Here is a 20816-nt window from a genome sequence, read left to right on the forward strand (position 1 = left end):
CTTGACCGCTAAACCCATCTTCACCCGCGGCCCGTCGCTTCCGGCCCGGCTGGCGCTATGCGTGATCGCTTCGCTCGCCCTGATGGCGGCGGACCACCACCGCCATCTCGACCGGCTGCGCCAGGGACTGGCGCTGACCGCCTATCCGGTCCAGTGGCTTGCCAGCACGCCGGCCCGGATTGGAAAGGCGCTGGCCGAACAGCTGGCCGCGCATCAGGTGCTGGTGGCAGAAAACCGGGCCCTCAAACGCCAGGTCGCCGAACTCAAACGACGCACCCTCAAGTACGAGGCACTTAAGAAGGAAAACGACCGCCTGCGCGCCTTTCTGGACAACTCCTTCAAACTGGGCGAGCAGATGCTGGTGGCCGAGCTGCTGGCGGTCAACCTGGTTCCCTACGAGCATCGGGTGCTGGTCAACAAGGGCAGCCAGTTCGGGGTGCACGTGGGCCAGCCGGTTGTGAGCGTCGACGGCGTGGTGGGTCAGGTGGTGCGCGTCACGCCGCTGACGGCGGAGGTGCTGCTGATCACCGATCCCAACCACGCCATTCCGGTCCAGGTCAACCGCAACGGTCTGCGCGCCATCGCCGTCGGCAGCGGCGAGTACGACCGTCTCGTGCTGCCCAACCTGCCCAACAACGTGGACATCCGCCCCGGCGACCTGCTGGTTTCCTCCGGCCTCGGCGGGGTGTTCCCCCAGGGCTATCCGGTGGCCCGGGTCACGACGGTCGCGCCGCAACCGGGCAAACACTTCGCCAGGGTAGAGGCCAAACCAACCACCGCCCTCGACCGCATCCGCGAGGTCCTCATCACCTGGAGCCAGAACACACCTTCCCCGTTCCTGCCGCCGACCGCCGATGCAGCCCGCCCCTGAACCCAGTCCCTATCCCCTGATCGCGGCGACCCTGGTCGGCGCGCTGTGGCTGCGGCTGCTGGCCCTGCCCGAGGCCATCGTCCCCTTCAATCCCGACTGGGTGATGCTGGCGCTGATCTACTGGAGCCTGGCTCTGCCGCAGCGGCTTGGGGTGGGGCTGGCCTGGATCGTCGGCCTTTGGACCGATGCCGCCACCGCCAGCCTGCTGGGGCAGCACGCCCTCGTCTATGCGGTCGCCGCCTTCATCTGCGTCCGTTTCCACGCCCGCCTGCGCGTCTTTCCGCTCAGCCAGCAGATGCTGCTGGTTCTGGCCTTTCTCCTCGCCGCCCAGCTCATGACTTTCTGTTTCCAGTTCCTGCAGGGACGAAGCGGACTGCGTTGGACCTACTGGCTCCCATCACTGACGGGCACGCTGGCCTGGCCACTGGTTCTAACCCTGTGCCGCCGCCTGAAACACCGCTTTCTGGGCTGACATGGCGCATTTCCGCCTCAAAGACGCCGTTCATGAAAACCGCCTGTTCCGGCAGCGGATCCTGACGTCCGCCGCCGTGGTGCTGGCGCTGACCCTGGCGCTCGTCGCCCGTCTGGTCTACCTCCAGATCTTCGGCCACGAACACTACGCCATGCTGGCCCGCGACAACCGGGTCAAGATCGCGCCCCTGCCCCCGACCCGCGGGCTGATCTACGACCGCCACGGCCGCATCCTGGCGGAAAACGTCCCGGTCTACAGTCTGGAAATCGTGCCCGAGCAGGTTGAGGACATGGAAGCGACCCTCGCCCGCCTGCAGCGGCTGCTCGCCGTCACCCCGGAGGAGATCGCCCGTTTCCGCCAGCAGCTGCGGCGCCACCGGCGCTTCGACAGCATCCCCTTGAAGCTCCATCTGAGCGACGCCGAAGTGGCGCGCTTCGCGGCCCGCAGGCCTTTCTTCCACGGCGTCGACATCCACGCCCGGCTGGTGCGTCATTATCCTTACGGGGAACTGACCTCCCACGTGGTGGGCTACGTCGGCAGCATCGACGAACGCGAGCTCAAACGTCTCGATCCGGCTGAATACCGCGGCACCACCCACATCGGCAAGATCGGCATCGAACGCGCCTATGAGGACCTGCTCCACGGCCAGGCCGGCTATGCCGAGATCGAAACCAACGCCCGCGGCCGCGCGCTGCGGGTGCTGCGTGAGGTTGATCCCCGCCCCGGCGCCGATCTCCACTTGGGATTGGACATCGATCTGCAGCGTCTCGCCTATGAGGGCCTGGGGGAGCACAACGGCGCCGTGGTCGCCATCGAACCGGCCAGCGGCCAGGTACTGGCCCTGGTGAGCAAACCGGGCTTCGACCCCAACGCCTTCGTCTACGGCATCCGCCGTCAGGAATACCAGGCGCTGCAACGCTCCCCCGACCGCCCCCTGTTCGACCGCACCCTGCGGGGCCGCTATCCGCCCGGCTCCACGATCAAACCGTTTGTGGGGCTGGCGGGGCTGGAATACGGGGTCATCGACGCCCACCGGGAGATCTTCTGCCCCGGCTACTACCAGCTTCCCGGCGTCTCGCACCGTTACCGCGACTGGAAGAAATGGGGCCACGGCCGGATCGACCTCAAAGACGCCATCGCCCAGTCGTGCGACGTCTATTTCTATGATCTGGCCCACAACCTCGGCATCGACCGCCTCCACGATTTCCTGGACCGCTTCGGCTTCGGCCGCCGCACCGGCATCGATCTGGTGGGGGAAAAGGCCGGGCTGTTGCCGTCACGGGACTGGAAACGCAAGGTTTTCCACCAGCCCTGGTATCCGGGGGAAACCCTGATCGCCGGCATCGGCCAGGGCTTCCTGCAGGTGACGCCCCTGCAGCTGGCCCGGGCGGTGGCCGCCCTGGCCAACCGGGGCCGGCTCATCCGTCCCCATGTCGCCGCTTACCAGGTCAGCGGGGAGCGCTCGGCGCCGCTGTTCCCGGATCCCGGCGAAGGCCGCATTGCCCTCGATCCCCGCCACCTCCACACCATCGTCGACGCCATGATCGCGGTGGTGCACGGCCCCCGCGGCACCGCCCGCCGCATCGGCAAGGATCTGGACTTCCTCATCGCCGGCAAGACCGGCACCGCCCAGGTGTTCACGGTGAAACAGGACGAGGAATACCGGGCCAGCAAGCTCGCCAAGGAACTCCACGACCACGCCCTGTTCATCGCCTTCGCCCCGGCGGACCACCCCAGGATCGCGGTGGCGGTGATCGCCGAACACGCCGGCCACGGCGGCTCGGTGGCCGCCCCCATCGCCCGCCGTCTCATTCTCCATCATCTCAACCAGCCATGAACGCCACCCTGGACACCTATTCGACCCCATCGCGCAGCCTGTGGCTGCGCCTGCACATCGACCCCTGGCTGCTGGGAGGGCTTTTGCTGCTGGCCGGCACCGGTCTGCTGATCCTTTACAGCGCCGGCGGCGGCAATCCGGTGCTGGTCTATAAACAGGCGGCCCGCCTCGGCATCGCCTTCACGGTCATGCTGGCACTGGCACAGGTCCACCCCCGTACCCTCTATCGCTGGAGTCCCTACCTGTACGCCGTCGGCATCGTGCTGCTGGTCGCGGTGCTTGGGGTCGGGGATGTGGGCAAGGGCGCCCGGCGCTGGCTGGATCTGGGATTCGTCCGCTTCCAGCCCTCGGAATTCGTCAAGATTTTCACCCCCATGCTGGTGGCTCGCTTCCTGGCCCAGCAACCGCTGCCGCCGGGGCTGAAAACCCTGGCCTGGGCGGGGCTGTGGATCGCGCTGCCGGTGCTGCTGATCGCCAAACAGCCGGACCTGGGCACCGCCCTGCTGGTGGCCACGGCAGGCGGGGCGGTGGTATTCTATGCCGGCGTCTCGTGGCGGCTGCTGGCGGTGCTCGCCGGCACCGTGCTCGCCGCCCTGCCGGTCGTGTGGATGCTGCTGCACGATTATCAGCGCGACCGGGTATTGATGTTCCTCAATCCGGAGCAGGATCCCCTGGGACGCGGTTATCACACTATCCAGGCCAAGATCGCCATCGGCTCCGGCGGCCTCCAGGGCAAGGGCTGGCTCGGCGGCACCCAATCCCATCTGGAATTCCTGCCGGAACCGCATACCGACTTCATCTTCGCGGTGCTGGCCGAGGAATTCGGCCTCGTCGGCTGCACCGCCCTGCTGGGGCTGTACCTGTTCATCGTCGGCCGCGGTATGGCCATGGCCCTGGAGGCCCAGGACACCTTCAGCCGCCTGTTGTGCGGCGGCCTGGCCCTGACCTTTTTCGTCTACGTGTTCGTCAACGTCGGCATGGTCATCGGCCTGCTGCCGGTGGTGGGGGTGCCGCTACCGCTGGTCAGCTATGGCGGCACCTCGATGGTCACCCTGATGGCGGGCTTTGGTATCATGATGTCCCTGCACACCCATCGCAAACTGGTGCCTTCCTGATGAACGCCGCCGCCCGCTGCAACCTGCTCGCCCTGGTCTTGGCCGCCGCCCCGGCCTTCGGCCTCCCGCTCGCTGAATATCCCGAGGCCCGGCAGTTCATCGACACGATGGCGGCCCGCCACGGCCTCGACCGCGACACCCTCACCCAAGCGCTGGAACAGGCCCGGATCGATGCCGGCATCCTGAAAGCCATCCAGCGCCCGGCGGAAGGGCTGCCCTGGCACCGTTACCGCAAGATCTTCCTCACCGAGGAGCGCATCGCCGGCGGGGTCGAATTCTGGCGCCGGCACCGCCGGCTGCTCGATCAGGTGGCGCAAAAGTACGGCGTTCCACCCGAGGTCGTGGTCGCCATTCTCGGCGTGGAAACCTTCTACGGCACCCGCACCGGCGGTTTCAGGGTGCTCGACGCCCTCGCCACCCTGGGGTTTTCCTATCCACGCCGGGCCCCGTTCTTCCGCCGCGAACTGGAACAGTTCTTCCTGCTGACCCGGGAGGAACGATTGCCGCCCACCGAACCGGTGGGTTCCTACGCCGGGGCGATGGGCTGGCCCCAGTTCATGCCCTCGAGCTATCGCCGCTATGCCGCCGATTTCGACGGCGACGGCAAGCGCGACATCTGGACCAACCCCGCCGATGTGGCCGCCAGCGTGGCCAACTACTTCGTCGAACACGGTTGGCGGGGCGGCCAGCCGGTCGCCCTCCCCCTGCCGGCGGAGGCGGCAAAATTCGGGGACGAAACCCTGGAAGCCAAATATCCCCTGGCGGAACTGGAAGCCAAAGGCTTGAAACTGCCGCAGCAATCCATACCGAAGGACCTGCGGGGGAATGTCGTCGTCCTCGACGGCGAATCCGGCCCGGAAGCGTGGCTGGGCCTGCCCAACTTCTACGTCATCACCCGCTACAACCGCAGCCGCCTCTACGCCATGGCGGTCCACCAGCTGAGCCAGGCCATCAGGCAGCGCATGGAGGGAGCGCAATGAAAAGGATACTCTGGCCCCTCGCCCTGATCCTCGCGGGCTGCAGCCTCCAGCAGGCCGACGGCCCACCCGAAGACCCCCGGGATCTGAGCGCCGTCACCGATGCGGTGCCCCGCTACGAGCCCTTCCGCCCGGCGCTCAATCCCGAAAGTTACCGGGTCGCCGGCAAGCATTACCGGGTCATGCGCAGCGCCAGAGGCTACCGCGCCCGTGGCATCGCCTCCTGGTACGGCAGGAAGTTCCACGGCCGTCCCACCGCCAGCGGCGAGCCCTACGACATGTACGCCATGACCGCGGCCCACCGCACCCTGCCGATCCCCAGCTACGTGGAGGTGACCAATCTGCGCAACGGCCGCAAGGTGGTGGTCCGGGTCAACGACCGCGGGCCGTTCCACCCAGACCGCCTGATCGATCTTTCCTACGCCGCCGCGGTCAAGCTCGGCATCGACAAAAGCGGCACCGCCCCGGTGGAAATCCGGGCGCTGGAGCCTCCCGCTGCAGCCGGGCGGGCCTGGCTGTTGCAGGTGGGGGCTTTCACCGCCCGCGACAACGCCGACCGGCTGCTGCAGCAGCTCAGGCGCCACCGCCTGCCCAACCCCCATCTCGCCGCCGTCAGCCGGGACGGCAAAACCATATATCGCGTCCGCCTCGGGCCGCTGCAGTCGAAAACCGAGCTGGCCGCCCTGGACCGTAAACTGCATCAGCTCGGCCTCAACGCCACCCTGATCGTCCATCCCTGAATTTCCGGAAATCCGCCATGCGACGACTTCTTCCGTTCCTGCTTCCCCTGTTGTGGCTGGCACTGCCGGCCCGGGCGGTGATCCCCCCACCGCCTCAGCTGGCGGCCAAGAGCTACCAGCTGATCGATTTCCACAGCGGCAGCGCCCTGGCCGGCAAGGCGGCCACGATGCGCCTGCCGCCGGCGAGCCTGACCAAAATCATGACCGTCTATGTCGCCTTCCATGAGCTGGAACAGGGCAATCTCAAGCTCGACGACAAGGTGACCGTCAGCGAGAAGGCCTGGCGGGCGCCGGGCTCGCGGATGTTCATCGAAGTGGGCAAGCAGGTCCGGGTCGAGGATCTGCTCAAGGGGATCATCGTCCAGTCGGGCAACGATGCCAGCATCGCCCTGGCCGAGCACATCGCCGGGGACGAACGCACCTTTGCCGAACTGATGAACCAGCACGCCCGGCGCTTAGGGCTGACCGACACCCACTACGTCAACAGCACCGGCCTGCCGGACCCGGACCACTACACCACCGCCCACGACCTGGGCGTCCTGACCCGGGCGCTGATCCGGGAATTTCCCCAGTATTACAAGTGGTTCAAACTCAAGCAGTTCACCTACAACGGCATCACCCAACGCAACCGCAACCTGCTGCTGTGGCGCGATCCCACAGTGGACGGCGTCAAGACCGGCCATACCGAGGAGGCCGGTTACTGTCTGGTGGCCTCGGCCAAGCGTGGCGACCAGCGGCTGATTTCGGCGGTGATGGGCACCGCCAGCGAGAACGCCCGCGCCGGCGCCTCCCAGGCGCTGCTGAACTACGGCTTCCGCTTCTTCTTCACCCGCCGTCTGGTGGATGCCGGCAAGCCCCTGGAGGAGGTCAGAGTCTACAAGAGTGACCGCAAGACCCTGCCGGTCGGGGTCAGCGCCCCGGTGTACGTCACCATCCCCAAAGACAAGGCCGACGCCCTGGAGAGCGAAATCGTCGTGGAGCCGTGGCTGACCGCCCCGGTCGCCAAGGGTCAGACGGTCGGCGTGCTCAAGGTCAAATTGGGGGACGAAACCATCGCCGAGCATTCGCTGGTCGCCCTGGAGGACGCGCCTGAAGGGGGGCTGGCCAGCCGCCTCATCGACGAAGGCTGGCTGTTGTTCGATCAGTGGCGGACGGAGCGCGGCCATGAATGATACGCGCGCCTATCTCAACGGTCAGTTTCTGCCCCTGAGCCAGGCCCGGGTGCCGGTGCTCGACCGCGGCTTTCTGTTCGGCGACGGGGTCTACGAGGTCATTCCCGCCTACGGCGGCCGTCTGTTCCGCCTCGACCAGCATCTTGAGCGGCTTGAAAACAGCCTGCGCGCCATCCGCCTTGAGCCGCCCCTGACGCGGGCGCAGTGGCGGGAGATCCTGACCGAGCTGCTCGACGGCGCTGCCGACCAGGCGGTCTATCTCCAGGTAACCCGCGGGGTGGCGCCGAAACGCGACCACGCGTTTCCGCCGGTCGTGGAACCGACGGTGCTGGCCTGGGCCTTCGCCATCGGCACCGCCGCCCCCGCACCGGCCAAAGCCATCACCCACGAGGACATCCGCTGGCAGTGGTGCCACATCAAGGCCATCACCCTGCTCGCCAACGTCCTCCTGCGCCAGGAGGCAACGGAACGCGGCTGCCAGGAGGCAATCCTGATCCGCGACGGCCGCATCACCGAGGGTGCCGCCAGCAATGTCTTCGCCGTTGTCGACGGCGTCATTGTCACCCCGGCCAAAGGGCCGCACCTGCTGCCGGGCGTCACCCGCGACCTGATCCTGGAACTGGCCCGGGAACTGGCACTTCCCTGCCAGGAGCGCGATCTGGACGCGGCCGAGCTGGCCCGCGCCGAGGAAATCTGGCTTTCCAGCTCCACCCGCGAGCTGGTGCCGGTGGTGGAACTGGACGGCGAGGCGGTGGGGGACAGCCGCCCCGGCCCGCTGTGGCGCCGTCTTTACCGGGCGTTTCAGGACTACAAGCGCCGTTTCCGCGAGCAAGCGCCATGAGCCAAGTCACCGGACTGGAATTTCCCTGCGAGTGGCCGGTCAAGGCCTTCGGCCCCGGCACCGAGGCTTTCGAACTGGACGTGGTGAGCATCGTCCGCCGACACGCCGGCGACCTGCGCGAGAACGCGGTGACCACCCGCCCCAGCCGCAACGGCAAATACACCGTGGTCACCGTCACCATCCGCGCCCGCAGCCGCGCGCAGCTCGAAGCCCTGTACACCGAACTGCGGGCCCACCCTGACGTGGTCATGACCCTGTGAACACGGTACGGCTGCGCTGGCTGGGACGACGCCCCTATCTGCCGGTGTGGCGGGCGATGCAGCGCTTCACCGCCGCCCGCACCCGGGAGACCGAAGACGAAATCTGGCTCCTGGAGCACGAACCCGTCTACACCGTCGGGGTGCGCGGCGACCGCGCCCTGCGCCGCATCGGCTACATCCCGGTAATCGCCACCGATCGCGGCGGCCTCATCACCTATCACGGTCCCGGCCAGCTGATCGCTTACCCGCTGCTGGATCTGGCGCGCTCGGGTCTGAGCGTGCGCGACCTGGTCACCGCCCTGGAAACCGCCACCATCGACGTGCTGCGCCAGTACGGCATCGCCGGCCACGCCCGCCGCGACGCCCCCGGCGTCTATGTGGACGGCGCCAAGATCGCTTCCCTCGGCATCCGGGTGCGGCGCTTCTGCAGTTACCATGGTCTCGCCCTCAACGTCGATCTGGATCTGGCCCCGTTCCAGCGCATCGACCCCTGCGGCTACCGCGGCCTGGCCATGACCCGGCTGGCCGATCTCGGCGTCGGCGCCGGGGTCCACGAGGCAGCCGTGCCCCTGCTGGCCGCGCTGCTGGAGCGCCTGGGCCTGGCGTCCGTCAGCACCCGCCTTGACAACCTGCCCGACGAGGACATCCGCCATGACCGACCCGCTTGACGAACTGCGCGCCCCCTCACGCCGCCGCCCCGACACCCACCAGCGCGGCGCCGCCAAACTGGCGCGGATCCCGGTGAAGGTGGAACCGGCCGCAGCCCCCCTGCGCAAGCCGGCCTGGCTGCGCATCCGCATCGCCAGCGATCCCAACGTGGTCCGGGTCAAGCGCCTGCTGCGCCGGCACCGCCTCAGCAGCGTGTGCGAGGAGGCCGCCTGCCCCAACCTGGGGGAATGCTTCGGCCACGGCACCGCCACCTTCATGATCCTCGGCGACCTGTGCACCCGCCGCTGCCCCTTCTGCGACGTCGCCCACGGCCGGCCGCAACCGCCCGACCCCGAAGAACCGCAGCACCTGGCCCGGGCCGTGGCCGAACTGGGGCTGCGCTACGTGGTGATCACCTCGGTCAACCGTGACGACCTGCGCGACGGCGGCGCCGGCCACTTCGCCGCCTGTATCGCCGCCCTCCGCGCCCAGACCCCGGACACCCTTGTCGAGATCCTCACCCCGGACTTCCGCCGCCGCGAGGACAAGGCCCTGGCGCTGCTGGCCCGCCAGCCGCCGGACGTCTTCAACCACAATCTGGAAACCGTCCCCCGCCTCTATCGTCAGGCCCGCCCCGGTGCCGACTACCAGGGATCGCTGCGGCTGCTGCAGGCGGCCAAAGAAACACTGGCGGTTCCCACCAAATCCGGCCTGATGCTGGGGCTGGGGGAGACGGAAGCGGAAATCGTCGCCGTGCTCGAGGATCTTCGCCGCCACGGCGTGGAGATGCTGACCCTGGGGCAGTACCTGAAACCGTCGCCGGACCACCTGCCGGTGCGCCGCTACGTACCGCCGGAGGAATTCGACCGCCTGGCCGAACACGCCCGGAACCTGGGCTTCCGCCAGGTGGCCTCCGGCCCCCTGGTGCGCTCCTCCTATCACGCCGACCAGCAGGCCCGGGCCCTCTTTGCAGTAACCCCCAAAGGAGAGGAAGCATGAGCGACCGCCCCGTCATCGCCTGGCTCGGCACCGGCCTGATGGGCGCGCCGATGGCCGCCCGTCTGGCGCAGCACGGTTTCGCCGTCCACGCCTGGAACCGCACTCCCGCGAAAGCCGAAGCGCTGGCCGCCGCCGGCGTCCGTCCCGAACCCACAGCGGCGGCCGCGATGACCCCGGCCGGGATCGTGTTCACCACCTTCAGCGATTACCCCGTCACCGAAAGCGTGCTGACGGGGTTGCCGCTGGAGGGCAGAATCCTGGTGCAGATGGCCACCTTGGGGGTGGAACAGAGCCAGCGCCTGGCAGCGCAGGTCGAGGCGGCGGGCGGACGCTATTTGGAGGCGCCAGTCCTCGGCAGCATTCCCGAGGCCAAGGCCGGCACCCTGATCATCATGGCCGGCGGCCGTGACAGCGATTTCAACACTGTGCGGCCGTTGCTGGCCATCCTCGGCAAGGAAATCCGCCTGATCGGCCCGGTGGGACAGGCGGCGGCCCTCAAGCTCGCCCTCAACCAGCTCATCGCCACCCTGACGACGGCCTTCGCCACCACCCAGGGCTTCGTGCAAAAGCACCAGGTGCCGGTGGACACCTTCATGGACATCCTCCGCGCCAGCGCCCTGTACGCTCCCACCTTCGACAAGAAACTTCCGAGGATGCTGGTCCACGACTACGCCGATCCCAACTTCCCCACCGAACACCTGGTCAAGGACATCGACCTGTTCCTGGCCGAAGCCCAGGGTCTCGAAGGAAAGCTGCCGGCGGCCGCCGCAGCCCTGTACCGCCAGGCCCTGCAACATCACCGTTTCGAGGACTATTCCTGCGTCTTCGAAACGGTGACCGGGAACGAACCCTGATCAACCGCCTACCAGCGCCGCCTGCAGGGCGCTGGCCAGGGCGTTGCCACCGGTTTCCTTGACGTAATTCACCACCACCGGGATGAACTGGTTGACCATGTCGGAAGACAGGTTCAGTTGCCTGAAACCCTGAATCAGATTGGCGGCCTGATTCACCGTACTGCCGGCGCCCCCCATGAGCGAGGAAAGGCCGCCGGTCTGGGGTGCCGCCGCCATCAGCCGGTCCACGCCCGGCACCGAGTGCTCCAAAGCCTTGAACTGTTCCGGCGCCATCCTTTGTCTGGCGGTCTGGAACAACAAGCCGGCACCGCCGGCGGCCTGCTCCGGCGCGTCCCCCAGCTGCCGGGTCAGCTGCTGTACCAGGGGGTGACCGGCGAGCGATCCGGCCGTGCGCAGGGCGGCTCCGCTGCGCCCGCTGGCCTGGCTGACATTCGCTGCCGACTGGACGGCATTGCCCCAACCGTTCACACCTGCGGCCGCTGCCGCCCCGGAATTTCCTCCCTGACCGGCACAGCCTACGGCAAGACTCATTCCCGCCAGTGCGGGCAGAATGGCATATCAACGCATTTTTTGACCCCGTTTGGTTGATACAAAATGGGATTCTACCCTGCCCGCCGGTCAGGACCCAACTCCGGCGCCACATCTTTGCCCTGCAGCCGCACTTCATGGGTGAGTGGGGTGGCCAGGGAAATCCCGTGACGATTGGCCGCCTCGAGGACATATTCGTTGAGGGTTCGCCGTATTGCCGGGATCCGTTCCGGGGTCTTGGTGTAGTAGAACAACCCCCATTCGAGGGCGTGATCGCCGGTGTTCTCCAACCCCGTCTCCAGAGGAAACTGGATTTCCACCCCCTCCGCCTGGTCCTCCACCACTTGGCTCCAGGCGTCTTCCAGCATCGCCCGTACCTGCGCGGGGCAAACGTCATAACCGATGTTGAAAGCCAGCCGGTCGCGGACGCCGCGGGCGGAGGCGAACTTGGAAAGGTTGTGGATCACCCGGTCCCGCAGGGCGGCATTGCGCACCAGCAGGCGGTGGTTGGCCACCAGGTCGAGAATCTCGGTGTGGAACATCTTGGTCTTGAACACCACCCCCAGGAAGCCATCCTCCCCACCGATACGGAGCACATCCCCCTCCTCCAGCACATTGCTGTTGAGCAGAATCAGGCCGCTGAACAAATCCGGCGCCCAGGTGGCCTGAGTCATGGCTAGCAGCACGCCGATGAATCCCAGAACGCCGCCGGCCTCCAGCAACGATTCGAAACCCAGCATCCGCACCAGGGTGATGAGCGTGACCACGAACACGAGCAGACGGGACACCAGCGTCAACAGGCGCGACTGGTAGGTTTCCACCCAGCGCCACTCCCCCCGGATCTGTTTGCGTTTCCCAAAGCGGCGCAGAATCCAGATCCCCAGCAGATGGGCCACCAGATAGGCCAAGTAGATCAGAACCAGGATTCCCAGGGCGGTCCGCGCCCAGTGCCCCTGGGCGTCGCCGCTGAAGAAATGCCAATAGACGAAACCCAGGACGATGGCCAGGTTCAGGCTCTGGAACACATGCACCCGCAGACGCAGCAGGGCCGGTGGCGTGTCATGACCGGAGGCCAGACGCACCAGATGGCGGGCGAACAGAATCAACACCAGATTGACGGCGACAACCCCCCAGGTCAGGCCATCGACCCGCTCCAGGAGGCCGGCCAGCCGGTCCCAGTTCAAGCGCCCGTCCATTCCAGCCGCTGCCCGCAGGATTTGCAGACGTATTCCCGTTCCCCCCGCTGAATCCGCCCGTGGCGGATCGAGGTCAGCTCGTGCTCGCGGCAGCCGCAGCGGTAGCGGAACCGTTGCAGGCGGCGGGCCTGGGCCCCGGCGACGTCGTAATCGTGGCAACGCTGCGGTTCCAGACCGAACAGTCGCATCACCGCCTGCCATTCCGGTCCGTGCGGTTTGGCCCGCCTGCCGTATTGCCACCAGACCACCGCGTGGGCCAGTTCGTGGGCCACCACCCTATGCAGGAAATCCTCCCAATTCTGCCGCATCAGCACCGGATTGAAGCGCAGACGCACCCCGCCGCGACCGGCGACCATCTGCCCGGCCGCCTTGCCTCTGAGGTCGAAGGCCACCTCGAAGGCCGGCAGCACCTGCCAGCGGAAATGCCCCGCCGCAAGCGCCAGCAATTCACCGAGACGCTGATAAATTGGTGTGATCCGGGGTGTTTCCGGTAATGGCGTCATCCCTCACCCCCCTCAGAGCACCAGGTCTCCAGCAACCGCAGCAGGGAGGTGCGCACCCCCTCGTCCGCCACCCAGGCGACCTGCTGGCGCAGCTGGGCGACGATTTCCGGCGGCGGCACGCGCGGTTGCGCCGCCGCCATGGCGGGCGGAGGTGACGGCGGCAGCACCCGGGTCCGCAGTCGGGTGACGGGCGCGATGGCCGTCAGCGCAGGCAACAGGCGGGGCTGAAGATAGCGCAACTGCGTGGCCCAGGCCGGCGAATCGGTGTAGAGGATCAGCGTCCCGTCGCGCCCGAACACGCAGGCCAGGCAATGATCGCGCAGGGCTGACGGCAAACACTGGCGCAGCGCCGTCAAAAGCCGCTGATGCAGCGCCAGGCGGCCCTGCAGGCCGCGGTTTCCGGCCGCGCTGCGGAGCCAGTCACGTACCGGCCTGGGGGATTTTCCGGCCACCATTTCCTGAACGTTTTTAAGGTTGAAGCGTCCAAAAAGGCGATGATCCGGTTTCCGGCCCGCCTCTCCGGTAAGGTAAAATGGCGGGCAGTCAACGGGTCGCCGTTCCCATCAATCTCGGAATTTAACCACAATGCTAGGCAAGCTGGTCAAGAAAGTCATCGGGTCGCGCAACGACCGCATCATCCGTCAGAAACGCAAGATCGTCGACAAGATCAACGCCCTGGAGCCGCAGTTCCAGGCCCTGAGCGACGCCCAGTTGCGCGCCAAGACCGACGAATTCAGAAAGCGCCATCAGGACGGCGAAAGCCTCGACGACCTGCTGCCGGAAGCCTTCGCCACGGTGCGCGAGGCCGGCCGCCGGGTGCTCGGCATGCGCCACTTCGACGTCCAGCTCATCGGCGGCATGGTGCTCCACGACGGCAAGATCGCCGAGATGCGCACCGGCGAAGGCAAGACCCTGGTGGCGACGCTGGCGGCCTACCTCAACGCCATCCCCGGCAAGGGCGTGCACGTGGTCACGGTCAACGACTACCTGGCCCGGCGCGATGCGGCGTGGATGGGCAAGCTGTACCAGTTCCTCGGCATGAAGGTGGGAGTGATCGTCAGCAACATGGACCAGGCCCAGCGCCGTGAGGCCTATGCGGCCGACATCACCTACGGCACCAACAACGAATTCGGCTTCGACTACCTGCGCGACAACATGGCCTTCAGCAAGGCCGAGCAGGTCCAGCGCGGCCATCATTACGCCATCGTCGACGAGGTGGACTCGATCCTCATCGACGAGGCCCGTACCCCGCTCATCATCTCCGGCCCCACCGAGGAACGCACCGACCTCTATGTGAAGATGAACCAACTGGTGCCCCAGCTGGAGAAACAGGAAGGCGGGGAAAAGGAAGAGGAGGTTACCAAGCCCGGCGACTACACCGTGGACGAGAAGACCAAACAGGTCTTCCTCACCGAGCGCGGCCACGAGAAGGTGGAAAGGCTGCTGGTGGAACACGGCCTGATCCAGGCGGGTGAAAGCCTCTACGACGCCAACAACATCCGCCTGCTCCACTATCTAAACGCGGCCCTGAGGGCCCACGCCCTCTACCACCGGGACGTGGACTACATCGTCAAGGACGGTGAGGTTATCATCGTCGACGAGTTCACCGGCCGCATCATGCCGGGGCGGCGCTGGTCCGAGGGACTGCACCAGGCCATCGAGGCCAAGGAGGGGGTGCCGATCCAGCAGGAGAACCAGACCCTGGCATCGATCACCTTCCAAAACTACTTCCGCCTCTACGAGAAGCTGGCGGGGATGACCGGCACCGCCGACACCGAGGCGTACGAGTTCCATCAGATCTACGGCTTGGAAGTGGTGGTGATCCCGACCCACCGGCCGGCGATCCGCAAGGACCACAGCGATCTGGTCTATCTCACCGCCCAGGAGAAGTACGACGCCATCGTCAAGGACATCGAGGACTGCCACAAACGCGGCCAGCCGGTGCTGGTGGGCACCACCTCGATCGAAAATTCCGAGTACCTGTCCCAACTGCTCAAGCGCCGCAAGATCCCGCACGAAGTGCTCAACGCCAAGCAGCACGAGCGCGAGGCCCAGATCATCGCCCAGGCAGGCCGTCCGGGGGCGGTGACCATCGCCACCAACATGGCCGGCCGCGGCACCGACATCGTCCTCGGCGGCAATCTGGAAGCGGAACTGGCCCAACTGGGCGAGGACGCCCCGGAGGAAGCCAAGGAAAAGGTGCGCCGGGAATGGCAGCAGCGTCACGACCAGGTGGTGGCCGCCGGCGGCCTTCACGTGATCGGTTCCGAACGCCATGAGTCGCGCCGTATCGACAACCAGCTGCGCGGCCGTTCCGGACGGCAGGGGGACCCGGGCTCGACCCGCTTCTACCTGTCGCTGCAGGACAACCTGATGCGGATCTTCGCCTCCGACCGCGTCGCCGCCCTGATGCAGCGCCTCGGCATGGAGGAAGGCGAGGCCATCGAACATCCCTGGGTCACCAAGGCGATCGAAAACGCCCAGCGCAAGGTCGAGGCCCACAACTTCGACATCCGCAAGCAGCTGCTCGAATACGACAACGTCGCCAACGACCAGCGCAAGGTGATCTACGAACTCCGCAACGAACTGCTGGAGGCCGAGGACATCAGCGACATCCTCGACGCCGTCCGCCGCGACGTGATCGCCGAAGTGGTGGACAAGCACATCCCGCCCCAGAGCTTCGAGGAACAGTGGGACCTGGACGGGCTGGAACAGACCCTCAAAAACGACTTCGACCTCGACTTCCCGGTCAGGCAGCGCCTGGAGGCGGACCCCAACCTGCAGATCGAGGATCTCAAGGAAGCGATCATCCAGGCGGCGGAGCAGCGCTACAAGGAGAAGGAACGGCAGGTCGGTCCCGAGGTCCTGCGCCAGTTCGAGAAATCGGTGATGCTGCGGATCCTCGACCACGCCTGGAAGGAGCACCTGGCGGCCATGGACCACCTGCGCCAGGGGATCCACCTGCGCGGCTACGCCCAGCGCGATCCCAAGCAGGAATACAAGCGCGAGGCGTTCCAGATGTTCAAGTCGATGCTCGACAACATCAAGCACGAAACCGTCAGCACCCTGTCGCGGGTGCAGGTCCAGAGCGAGGCCGATGTGGAGGTCATCGACGAGCAACGCCGCGAGGAGACCCCGCAGGAAATGCACTTCGAGCACGCCGAAATCGCCCCCCTCGAGGAAGAGGAAGCCACGGCGCTGCTGGAGGAAGACAACGGCGGAGTGGCGGTGGAGCAGAAGCCCTTCGTGCGCGCGGGGCGCAAGATCGGCCGCAACGAACCCTGCCCCTGCGGCAGCGGCAAAAAGTACAAGCACTGCCACGGCAGGCTGAGCTGATGGCGGTCGGCCCCGACACCTTTCCCGCCATGCCGGCCATCGCCGGCATCCGCCTGGGTACGGCCCATGCCGGCATCCGCAAGTCTGAGGCTGACGATCTCACCGTCATCGAACTGGCCCCGGGCACTGCAGTGGCGGCCACCTTCACCCGCAACGCCTTCTGCGCCGCTCCTGTCCGCGTGGCCCGGGAACACTTGGCGCACGGCGGCGACATCCGCTGGCTGGTGATCAACGCCGGCAACGCCAACGCCGGCACCGGCACCGAGGGGCTGGCGGCCGCCCGCGCCACCTGCGCCGCCCTGGCGGAACTGACCGGCGGCACACCCCGTCAGGTCCTGCCTTTTTCCACCGGCGTCATCGGCGAACCCCTGCCGGTGGTGAAGCTGACCGCCGCCCTCCCCGCTGCCCTGGCCCGGCTCGATGCCGCCGGCTGGGAAGCGGCGGCCCGGGCGATCATGACCACCGATACCCGACCCAAGGGCGCGGCAGCCACCTGCAGCATCGAAGGCCGGCCGGTCACGGTCGCCGGCATCGCCAAGGGCAGCGGCATGATCGCCCCCAACATGGCCACCATGCTGGCCTACGTGGGCACCGACGCCCGCGTCGATCCGGCCGCGCTCCAGACCCTGCTCCGGGAAGCGGTGGCAGTCAGTTTCAACGCCATCACCGTCGATGGCGACACCTCCACCAACGATGCCTGCGTTCTCATGGCCACCGGCCAGGCCGGCACTTCCCCCTTGGCCCCTGCCCATCCCGACTGGGGCGGGTTCGCCGCTGCGGTCACCCGGGTCTGCCGCGAGCTGGCCGAGGCCATCGTCCGCGACGGCGAGGGCGCGACCAAATTGATCCGCATCCGGGTGGAACAAGCCGCAGATCAGGACGAGGCCCGCCGGGTCGGCTTCACCGTCGCCAACTCTCCCCTGGTCAAGACCGCCTTCTTCGCCGGCGACCCCAACTGGGGGCGGATCCTGGCCGCGGTGGGACGCGCCGGCATCGAGGGTCTGGACATCGGCCGGGTGGAGATCTGGCTCGACGCGGTGCGCATCGTCCGCGCCGGCGGCCGCGACCCGGACTACACCGAAGCGGCCGGGCAGCAAGTGATGGCGCGTGACGAGATCGGCGTCCGCATTCTGCTGGGACGGGGACAGGCCGGGGCGGAAATCCTCACCTGCGACCTGTCCTACGACTATGTCCGCATCAACGCCGAATACCGCACCTGACCCTTGGCCCCACGTCGCCGCCGGCGTGATCCGAGACGCCTGCAGGCGGGTGCTGCTGAGCCGGCGGCCGCAGCACGTCCATCAGGGGGGGTTGTGGGAATTTCCCGGCGGTAAGTGCGAGCCGGGGGAAACCGCCCGCCAGGCGCTGATCCGGGAGCTGGCCGAAGAACTGGGGATCGCCGTGACCGCCGCCGAACCCCTGATCCAGGTCCGCCACCGCTATCCGGACCGCTCTGTCCTGCTCGACGTTTTCGAAGTCACCGGCTTCGAGGGCATTCCCGAAGGCCGGGAAAACCAACCCCTGGCCTGGGTGGCGCTGGAGGAACTGGACCGCCATCCCCTGCCGGCCGCCGACCGCCCCATCGTCACCGCCCTGCGCCTGCCGCCCCGCTATCCCATCCTCGAAGGCGGACGGACGGCAGCGCGTTATCAATACTGGCTCGAGCACCTGCTGGCGACAGAGCATACGCTCATCTACTGGCGGGCCCGGGACCTCGATCCTGAAGCTTACCGCAAGCTGCTGGAGCGCTTCCTGCCCCGGGTCCGGCAGGCCGGCGCCACGCTGATGCTGCGCGCTGATCTCGAAATCCCCCCCGCTCCGGGGCTGGGGCTGGGGCTGCACCTGGACCGCACTGCCCTGGCACGCTGCCGCCAGCGGCCGGCGGGCTGGCGCTGGGTCGCCGCGGCCTGTCACACCCTGGCCGAGCTTCAGCAGGCCCAGTCCCTGGGGCTGGATTTCGCCGTCCTCTCCCCCGTCCTGGCCACGCCCACCCATCCCGACGCCCGTCCCCTAGGCTGGGATACCGCTGGCGACTGGCTGCAGCAGGTCAATCTTCCGGTTTACCTCCTCGGGGGGTTGAAGCAGCGGCATCTGAGCCGGGCGCGCCGCTGCGGCGCCCGCGGCCTGGCAGGCATCCGTGCTTTTCTTCCGGAACGCGAATTCAACTACACTTGAAGGAGACGAGCTATTGGCACCGCGCCAGAATTTTCTTTTTGAGCCTGCCATGCCAGTGAGTTTCTTCGACAAAGAACCGCCCTGCCGATCTGGAACGGCATTTTAAAGGTGTCTTCCATGCTGAAACGCCTGTTGAAAAAAGCCGGCACCCGGCGCAAACCGGCTGCCACTCTCGCTCCCAGACCGGTGACGCTGGCGGAGCTGCAGCAACTGATCCCGATCCGCAACCTGTCCGAGGAGGAGTTGCTCGCCTTCTCCCTGAACCAGAGCACGGAAACCTACGGCGCCGGCTCCATCCTCTTCGAAGCGGGCACCCCGGAGGACACCGTGCTCTATCTGCTGAACGGCACGGTGACGATGGTCCTGGGCGAAAGCCAGGAATACGAGGTCGTCGCCGGCTCGGCCAAATCCCGCTTCCCCCTGTCCCACGGAGACACCCACAAGGCCACCGCCATCGCCAAAACCGACGTCGAGGTTCTGCGGGTCTCCGCCCGCGTCATGCACAAGAATCTGGTCCTTGACGACGACCGCCTGTCGCAGCCGGAAAACTGGGACGTCCCGGACTGGATGCGCAAAACCACCCTCTATCAGGCTTTCTGCCAATATCTGACCGACGAGGAAACGAAACTGCCGATGCTGCCAGACATTGCCGCGCGCCTGCGCCGGGCCATCGACTGGGACGACATCGGCGTCGCCGAAGCGGCCAAGATCGTCCAGCTGGATGCCAGCGTCGCCGCCCGCCTCATCCAGGTTGCCAACAGCCCCCTGTACCTGGCGGCCAGGCCGGTGACCAACTGCCTGGAGGCGGTCAACCGCCTGGGACTGAAGGCCACCTGCAATCTGGTGATGTCGTTGTGCCTGAAGGATTTGTTCCAGTGCCGCGATCCCCGGCTGCGGAAACGGATGCAACGGATCTGGCGGGACGGGCTGCATCTCTCCGCCCTGACTTACGTGCTTGCCAAGGACAATCGCTGGCCCGATCCGGAAGAGGCATTGCTGGCCGGGCTGATCTGCGAGATCGGCGCCATTCCCTTCCTGGTGTTCGTCAGCGACTTTCCCCGGGACCACTATACCGAGGAAGATCTGGACCGGACCCTGAAGGCCGTTATGGGACCTGTCGGACACTACCTCCTGAAAACCTGGGGATTTGCCGACGAACTCGCTCAGGTGCCGTTGCTGGCCGAGGCCTGGCACTACGACAGCGGCCCTGAACTGACCCTCAGCGACCTGGTGATGCTGTCCAAATTGCATTACTGCATGGAACAGGGCCAACGGGATCAGGTTCCCATGATCAGCGCCATCCCGGCGGGCCAGAAACTGCGCGACGGCCGCCTGTCACCGGAATATTCCCTCAAGGTGTTACACGAGGCCAAGGCCGAGATCCAGGAAACGCTGGCGCTGCTGCGCTGAAGCCGCAGGCTCAGAAGCGCAGCGGCCGGGGGATCGCGTGGCGCCGGCGGCGGTAGTCCGCCAGGATCTTCCGCACGTAGCGGCGGGTTTCCCGATAGGGTGGAATGCCCCGGTGCTGCCGGACCGCCGCTTCCCCCGCGTTGTAGGCCGCAAGCGCAAGCCCCACGTCGCCTTTGAAATGGCGCAGCAGCCAGTGCAGATAGAGCGCCCCGCCGATCAGATTCTCCACCGGATCGAACCGGTTCACCCCGAAACGCCGAGCCGTCTCCGGCATCAGCTGCATCAGCCCGTAGGCCAGCTTGGGGGACAGGGCGGTGGGATTGAAATCCGACTCGGCCTTGACGACCGCCACCACCAAACGGGGGTCGACCCCCAGTTCGGTGCCCAGCAGCTTTGCCCAGGCAACCACCCGGCGGCTGTCGAAACGCCCGGGATCCCGGGTCAGGGGACAGCCCGGATCCGCGGCCGGCCGGAGACCACGCAGCCGGCGCACCATCCGCAGGGCATAGCCGTCACCGTGGCGGGCGGCGCGCCGAAACCATCCCAGGGCGATGCGGGGATTGCGCTTCACCCCCCGGCCGTTGAAACGGAGCCAGCCCAGGCGGAACATGGCCCGGCGGTCGTGCAATGCGGCCGCAAGGCAGTAAAGGCGGTATGCCCGCCCCAGATCCTGCCGTCCTGCGGTTCCCAGTTCGAAGCTGTGGGCCGCCTGGCGCAAGCGTGCGGCAGGCAGCCCACCCTCCTGGCTCCTTGACGGCCAGGAGACCAACAGACACCCCAGGAGAACCCAACACTGCCAGGATTTCATCGCCGTCCGCAAAGTGATTGTCCTGCTGATTCGAAGGGCAAAATCGATACCACCCCACGAATTCCGGTAATCCT

21 protein-coding genes are annotated in these 20816 nt (G+C 66.9%); 16 read left to right on the forward strand and 5 right to left on the reverse strand.

The window, feature by feature from the left end:
• The first annotated feature begins 1 nt into the window (after position 1).
• Genes mreC through MCIT9_RS01770 form a run of 12 tightly spaced genes read left to right on the forward strand, consistent with a single transcriptional unit; the run spans position 2 to position 10786 of the window.
• Positions 2-871, forward strand: a complete 870-nt coding sequence (gene mreC / locus MCIT9_RS01715) for a rod shape-determining protein MreC (protein WP_317705707.1) — start codon at positions 2-4, stop codon at positions 869-871.
• Positions 855-1343, forward strand: a complete 489-nt coding sequence (gene mreD, locus MCIT9_RS01720) for a rod shape-determining protein MreD (protein WP_317705708.1) — start codon at positions 855-857, stop codon at positions 1341-1343. The genes mreC and mreD overlap by 17 nt, the downstream gene beginning before the upstream one ends.
• A 1-nt stretch (position 1344) precedes the next feature.
• Positions 1345-3180: a penicillin-binding protein 2 gene (gene mrdA, locus MCIT9_RS01725; RefSeq protein ID WP_317705709.1), complete on the forward strand. Its 1836-nt coding sequence runs from the start codon at positions 1345-1347 to the stop codon at positions 3178-3180.
• Positions 3177-4295, forward strand: a complete 1119-nt coding sequence (rodA, locus tag MCIT9_RS01730) for a rod shape-determining protein RodA (protein ID WP_317705710.1) — start codon at positions 3177-3179, stop codon at positions 4293-4295. The genes mrdA and rodA overlap by 4 nt, the downstream gene beginning before the upstream one ends.
• Entirely contained in the window at positions 4295-5275 is a 981-nt protein-coding gene (mltB, locus tag MCIT9_RS01735) for a lytic murein transglycosylase B (RefSeq protein ID WP_317705711.1), read from the forward strand. The genes rodA and mltB overlap by 1 nt, the downstream gene beginning before the upstream one ends.
• Positions 5272-6012 (forward strand): septal ring lytic transglycosylase RlpA family protein, encoded by a 741-nt coding sequence (locus MCIT9_RS01740; RefSeq protein WP_317705712.1) that lies wholly within the window; start codon positions 5272-5274, stop codon positions 6010-6012. Before mltB ends, MCIT9_RS01740 begins: the two co-directional genes overlap by 4 nt.
• A gap of 17 nt (positions 6013-6029) precedes the next feature.
• Positions 6030-7184 (forward strand): D-alanyl-D-alanine carboxypeptidase family protein, encoded by a 1155-nt coding sequence (locus tag MCIT9_RS01745; RefSeq protein ID WP_317705713.1) that lies wholly within the window; start codon positions 6030-6032, stop codon positions 7182-7184.
• Positions 7177-8025 carry a D-amino acid aminotransferase gene (locus MCIT9_RS01750; RefSeq protein WP_317705714.1) on the forward strand — a complete coding sequence of 283 codons (849 nt, stop codon included), beginning with the start codon at positions 7177-7179 and terminating at the stop codon, positions 8023-8025. Before MCIT9_RS01745 ends, MCIT9_RS01750 begins: the two co-directional genes overlap by 8 nt.
• Positions 8022-8285, forward strand: a complete 264-nt coding sequence (locus tag MCIT9_RS01755) for a YbeD family protein (RefSeq protein ID WP_317705715.1) — start codon at positions 8022-8024, stop codon at positions 8283-8285. The genes MCIT9_RS01750 and MCIT9_RS01755 overlap by 4 nt, the downstream gene beginning before the upstream one ends.
• A complete protein-coding gene (gene lipB / locus MCIT9_RS01760) occupies positions 8282-8953 on the forward strand; it encodes a lipoyl(octanoyl) transferase LipB (RefSeq protein ID WP_317705716.1) in 672 nt (223 codons plus the stop codon). Before MCIT9_RS01755 ends, lipB begins: the two co-directional genes overlap by 4 nt.
• Entirely contained in the window at positions 8937-9932 is a 996-nt protein-coding gene (gene lipA / locus MCIT9_RS01765) for a lipoyl synthase (RefSeq protein WP_317705717.1), read from the forward strand. Before lipB ends, lipA begins: the two co-directional genes overlap by 17 nt.
• On the forward strand, positions 9929-10786 hold the full coding sequence (locus MCIT9_RS01770) for an NAD(P)-dependent oxidoreductase (protein WP_317705718.1): 858 nt from the start codon (positions 9929-9931) through the stop codon (positions 10784-10786). The genes lipA and MCIT9_RS01770 overlap by 4 nt, the downstream gene beginning before the upstream one ends.
• Here the strand turns inward: MCIT9_RS01770 and MCIT9_RS01775 are convergent, their stop codons facing one another.
• The 4 genes from MCIT9_RS01775 to MCIT9_RS01790 form a co-directional block, all read right to left on the reverse strand.
• Positions 10787-11317 carry a DUF2780 domain-containing protein gene (locus MCIT9_RS01775; protein WP_317705719.1) on the reverse strand — a complete coding sequence of 177 codons (531 nt, stop codon included), beginning with the start codon at positions 11315-11317 and terminating at the stop codon, positions 10787-10789.
• A 71-nt stretch (positions 11318-11388) separates the two neighbouring features.
• A complete protein-coding gene (locus tag MCIT9_RS01780; RefSeq protein ID WP_317705720.1) occupies positions 11389-12510 on the reverse strand; it encodes a mechanosensitive ion channel family protein in 1122 nt (373 codons plus the stop codon).
• The gene (locus MCIT9_RS01785) at positions 12495-13013 is read right to left on the reverse strand and encodes a SprT-like domain-containing protein (RefSeq protein ID WP_317705721.1); all 519 of its coding nucleotides are present in this window, start codon (positions 13011-13013) and stop codon (positions 12495-12497) included. Before MCIT9_RS01785 ends, MCIT9_RS01780 begins: the two co-directional genes overlap by 16 nt.
• Positions 13010-13465 (reverse strand): DciA family protein, encoded by a 456-nt coding sequence (locus MCIT9_RS01790; protein ID WP_317705722.1) that lies wholly within the window; start codon positions 13463-13465, stop codon positions 13010-13012. Before MCIT9_RS01790 ends, MCIT9_RS01785 begins: the two co-directional genes overlap by 4 nt.
• Before the next feature lie 133 nt (positions 13466-13598).
• On the opposite strand from MCIT9_RS01790, the gene secA reads away from it, so the two are divergent.
• From secA to MCIT9_RS01810, 4 genes are all read left to right on the forward strand, one after another.
• The gene (secA, locus tag MCIT9_RS01795) at positions 13599-16349 is read left to right on the forward strand and encodes a preprotein translocase subunit SecA (RefSeq protein ID WP_317705723.1); all 2751 of its coding nucleotides are present in this window, start codon (positions 13599-13601) and stop codon (positions 16347-16349) included.
• Positions 16349-17569: a bifunctional glutamate N-acetyltransferase/amino-acid acetyltransferase ArgJ gene (argJ, locus tag MCIT9_RS01800; RefSeq protein ID WP_317705724.1), complete on the forward strand. Its 1221-nt coding sequence runs from the start codon at positions 16349-16351 to the stop codon at positions 17567-17569. The genes secA and argJ overlap by 1 nt, the downstream gene beginning before the upstream one ends.
• The gene (locus MCIT9_RS01805) at positions 17538-18524 is read left to right on the forward strand and encodes a Nudix family hydrolase (protein ID WP_317705725.1); all 987 of its coding nucleotides are present in this window, start codon (positions 17538-17540) and stop codon (positions 18522-18524) included. The genes argJ and MCIT9_RS01805 overlap by 32 nt, the downstream gene beginning before the upstream one ends.
• Before the next feature lie 117 nt (positions 18525-18641).
• Positions 18642-19934, forward strand: a complete 1293-nt coding sequence (locus MCIT9_RS01810; RefSeq protein WP_317705726.1) for an HDOD domain-containing protein — start codon at positions 18642-18644, stop codon at positions 19932-19934.
• 10 nt (positions 19935-19944) lie between these two features.
• Here MCIT9_RS01810 and MCIT9_RS01815 read toward each other — a convergent pair whose 3' ends face one another.
• Complete coding sequence (locus tag MCIT9_RS01815) at positions 19945-20703, reverse strand: lytic transglycosylase domain-containing protein (protein WP_317705727.1); 759 nt, start codon at positions 20701-20703, stop codon at positions 19945-19947.
• Positions 20704-20816: the final 113 nt, after the last annotated feature.

It is taken from the genome of Methylomarinovum caldicuralii, from assembly GCF_033126985.1.
GTDB lineage: Bacteria > Pseudomonadota > Gammaproteobacteria > Methylococcales > Methylothermaceae > Methylohalobius > Methylohalobius caldicuralii.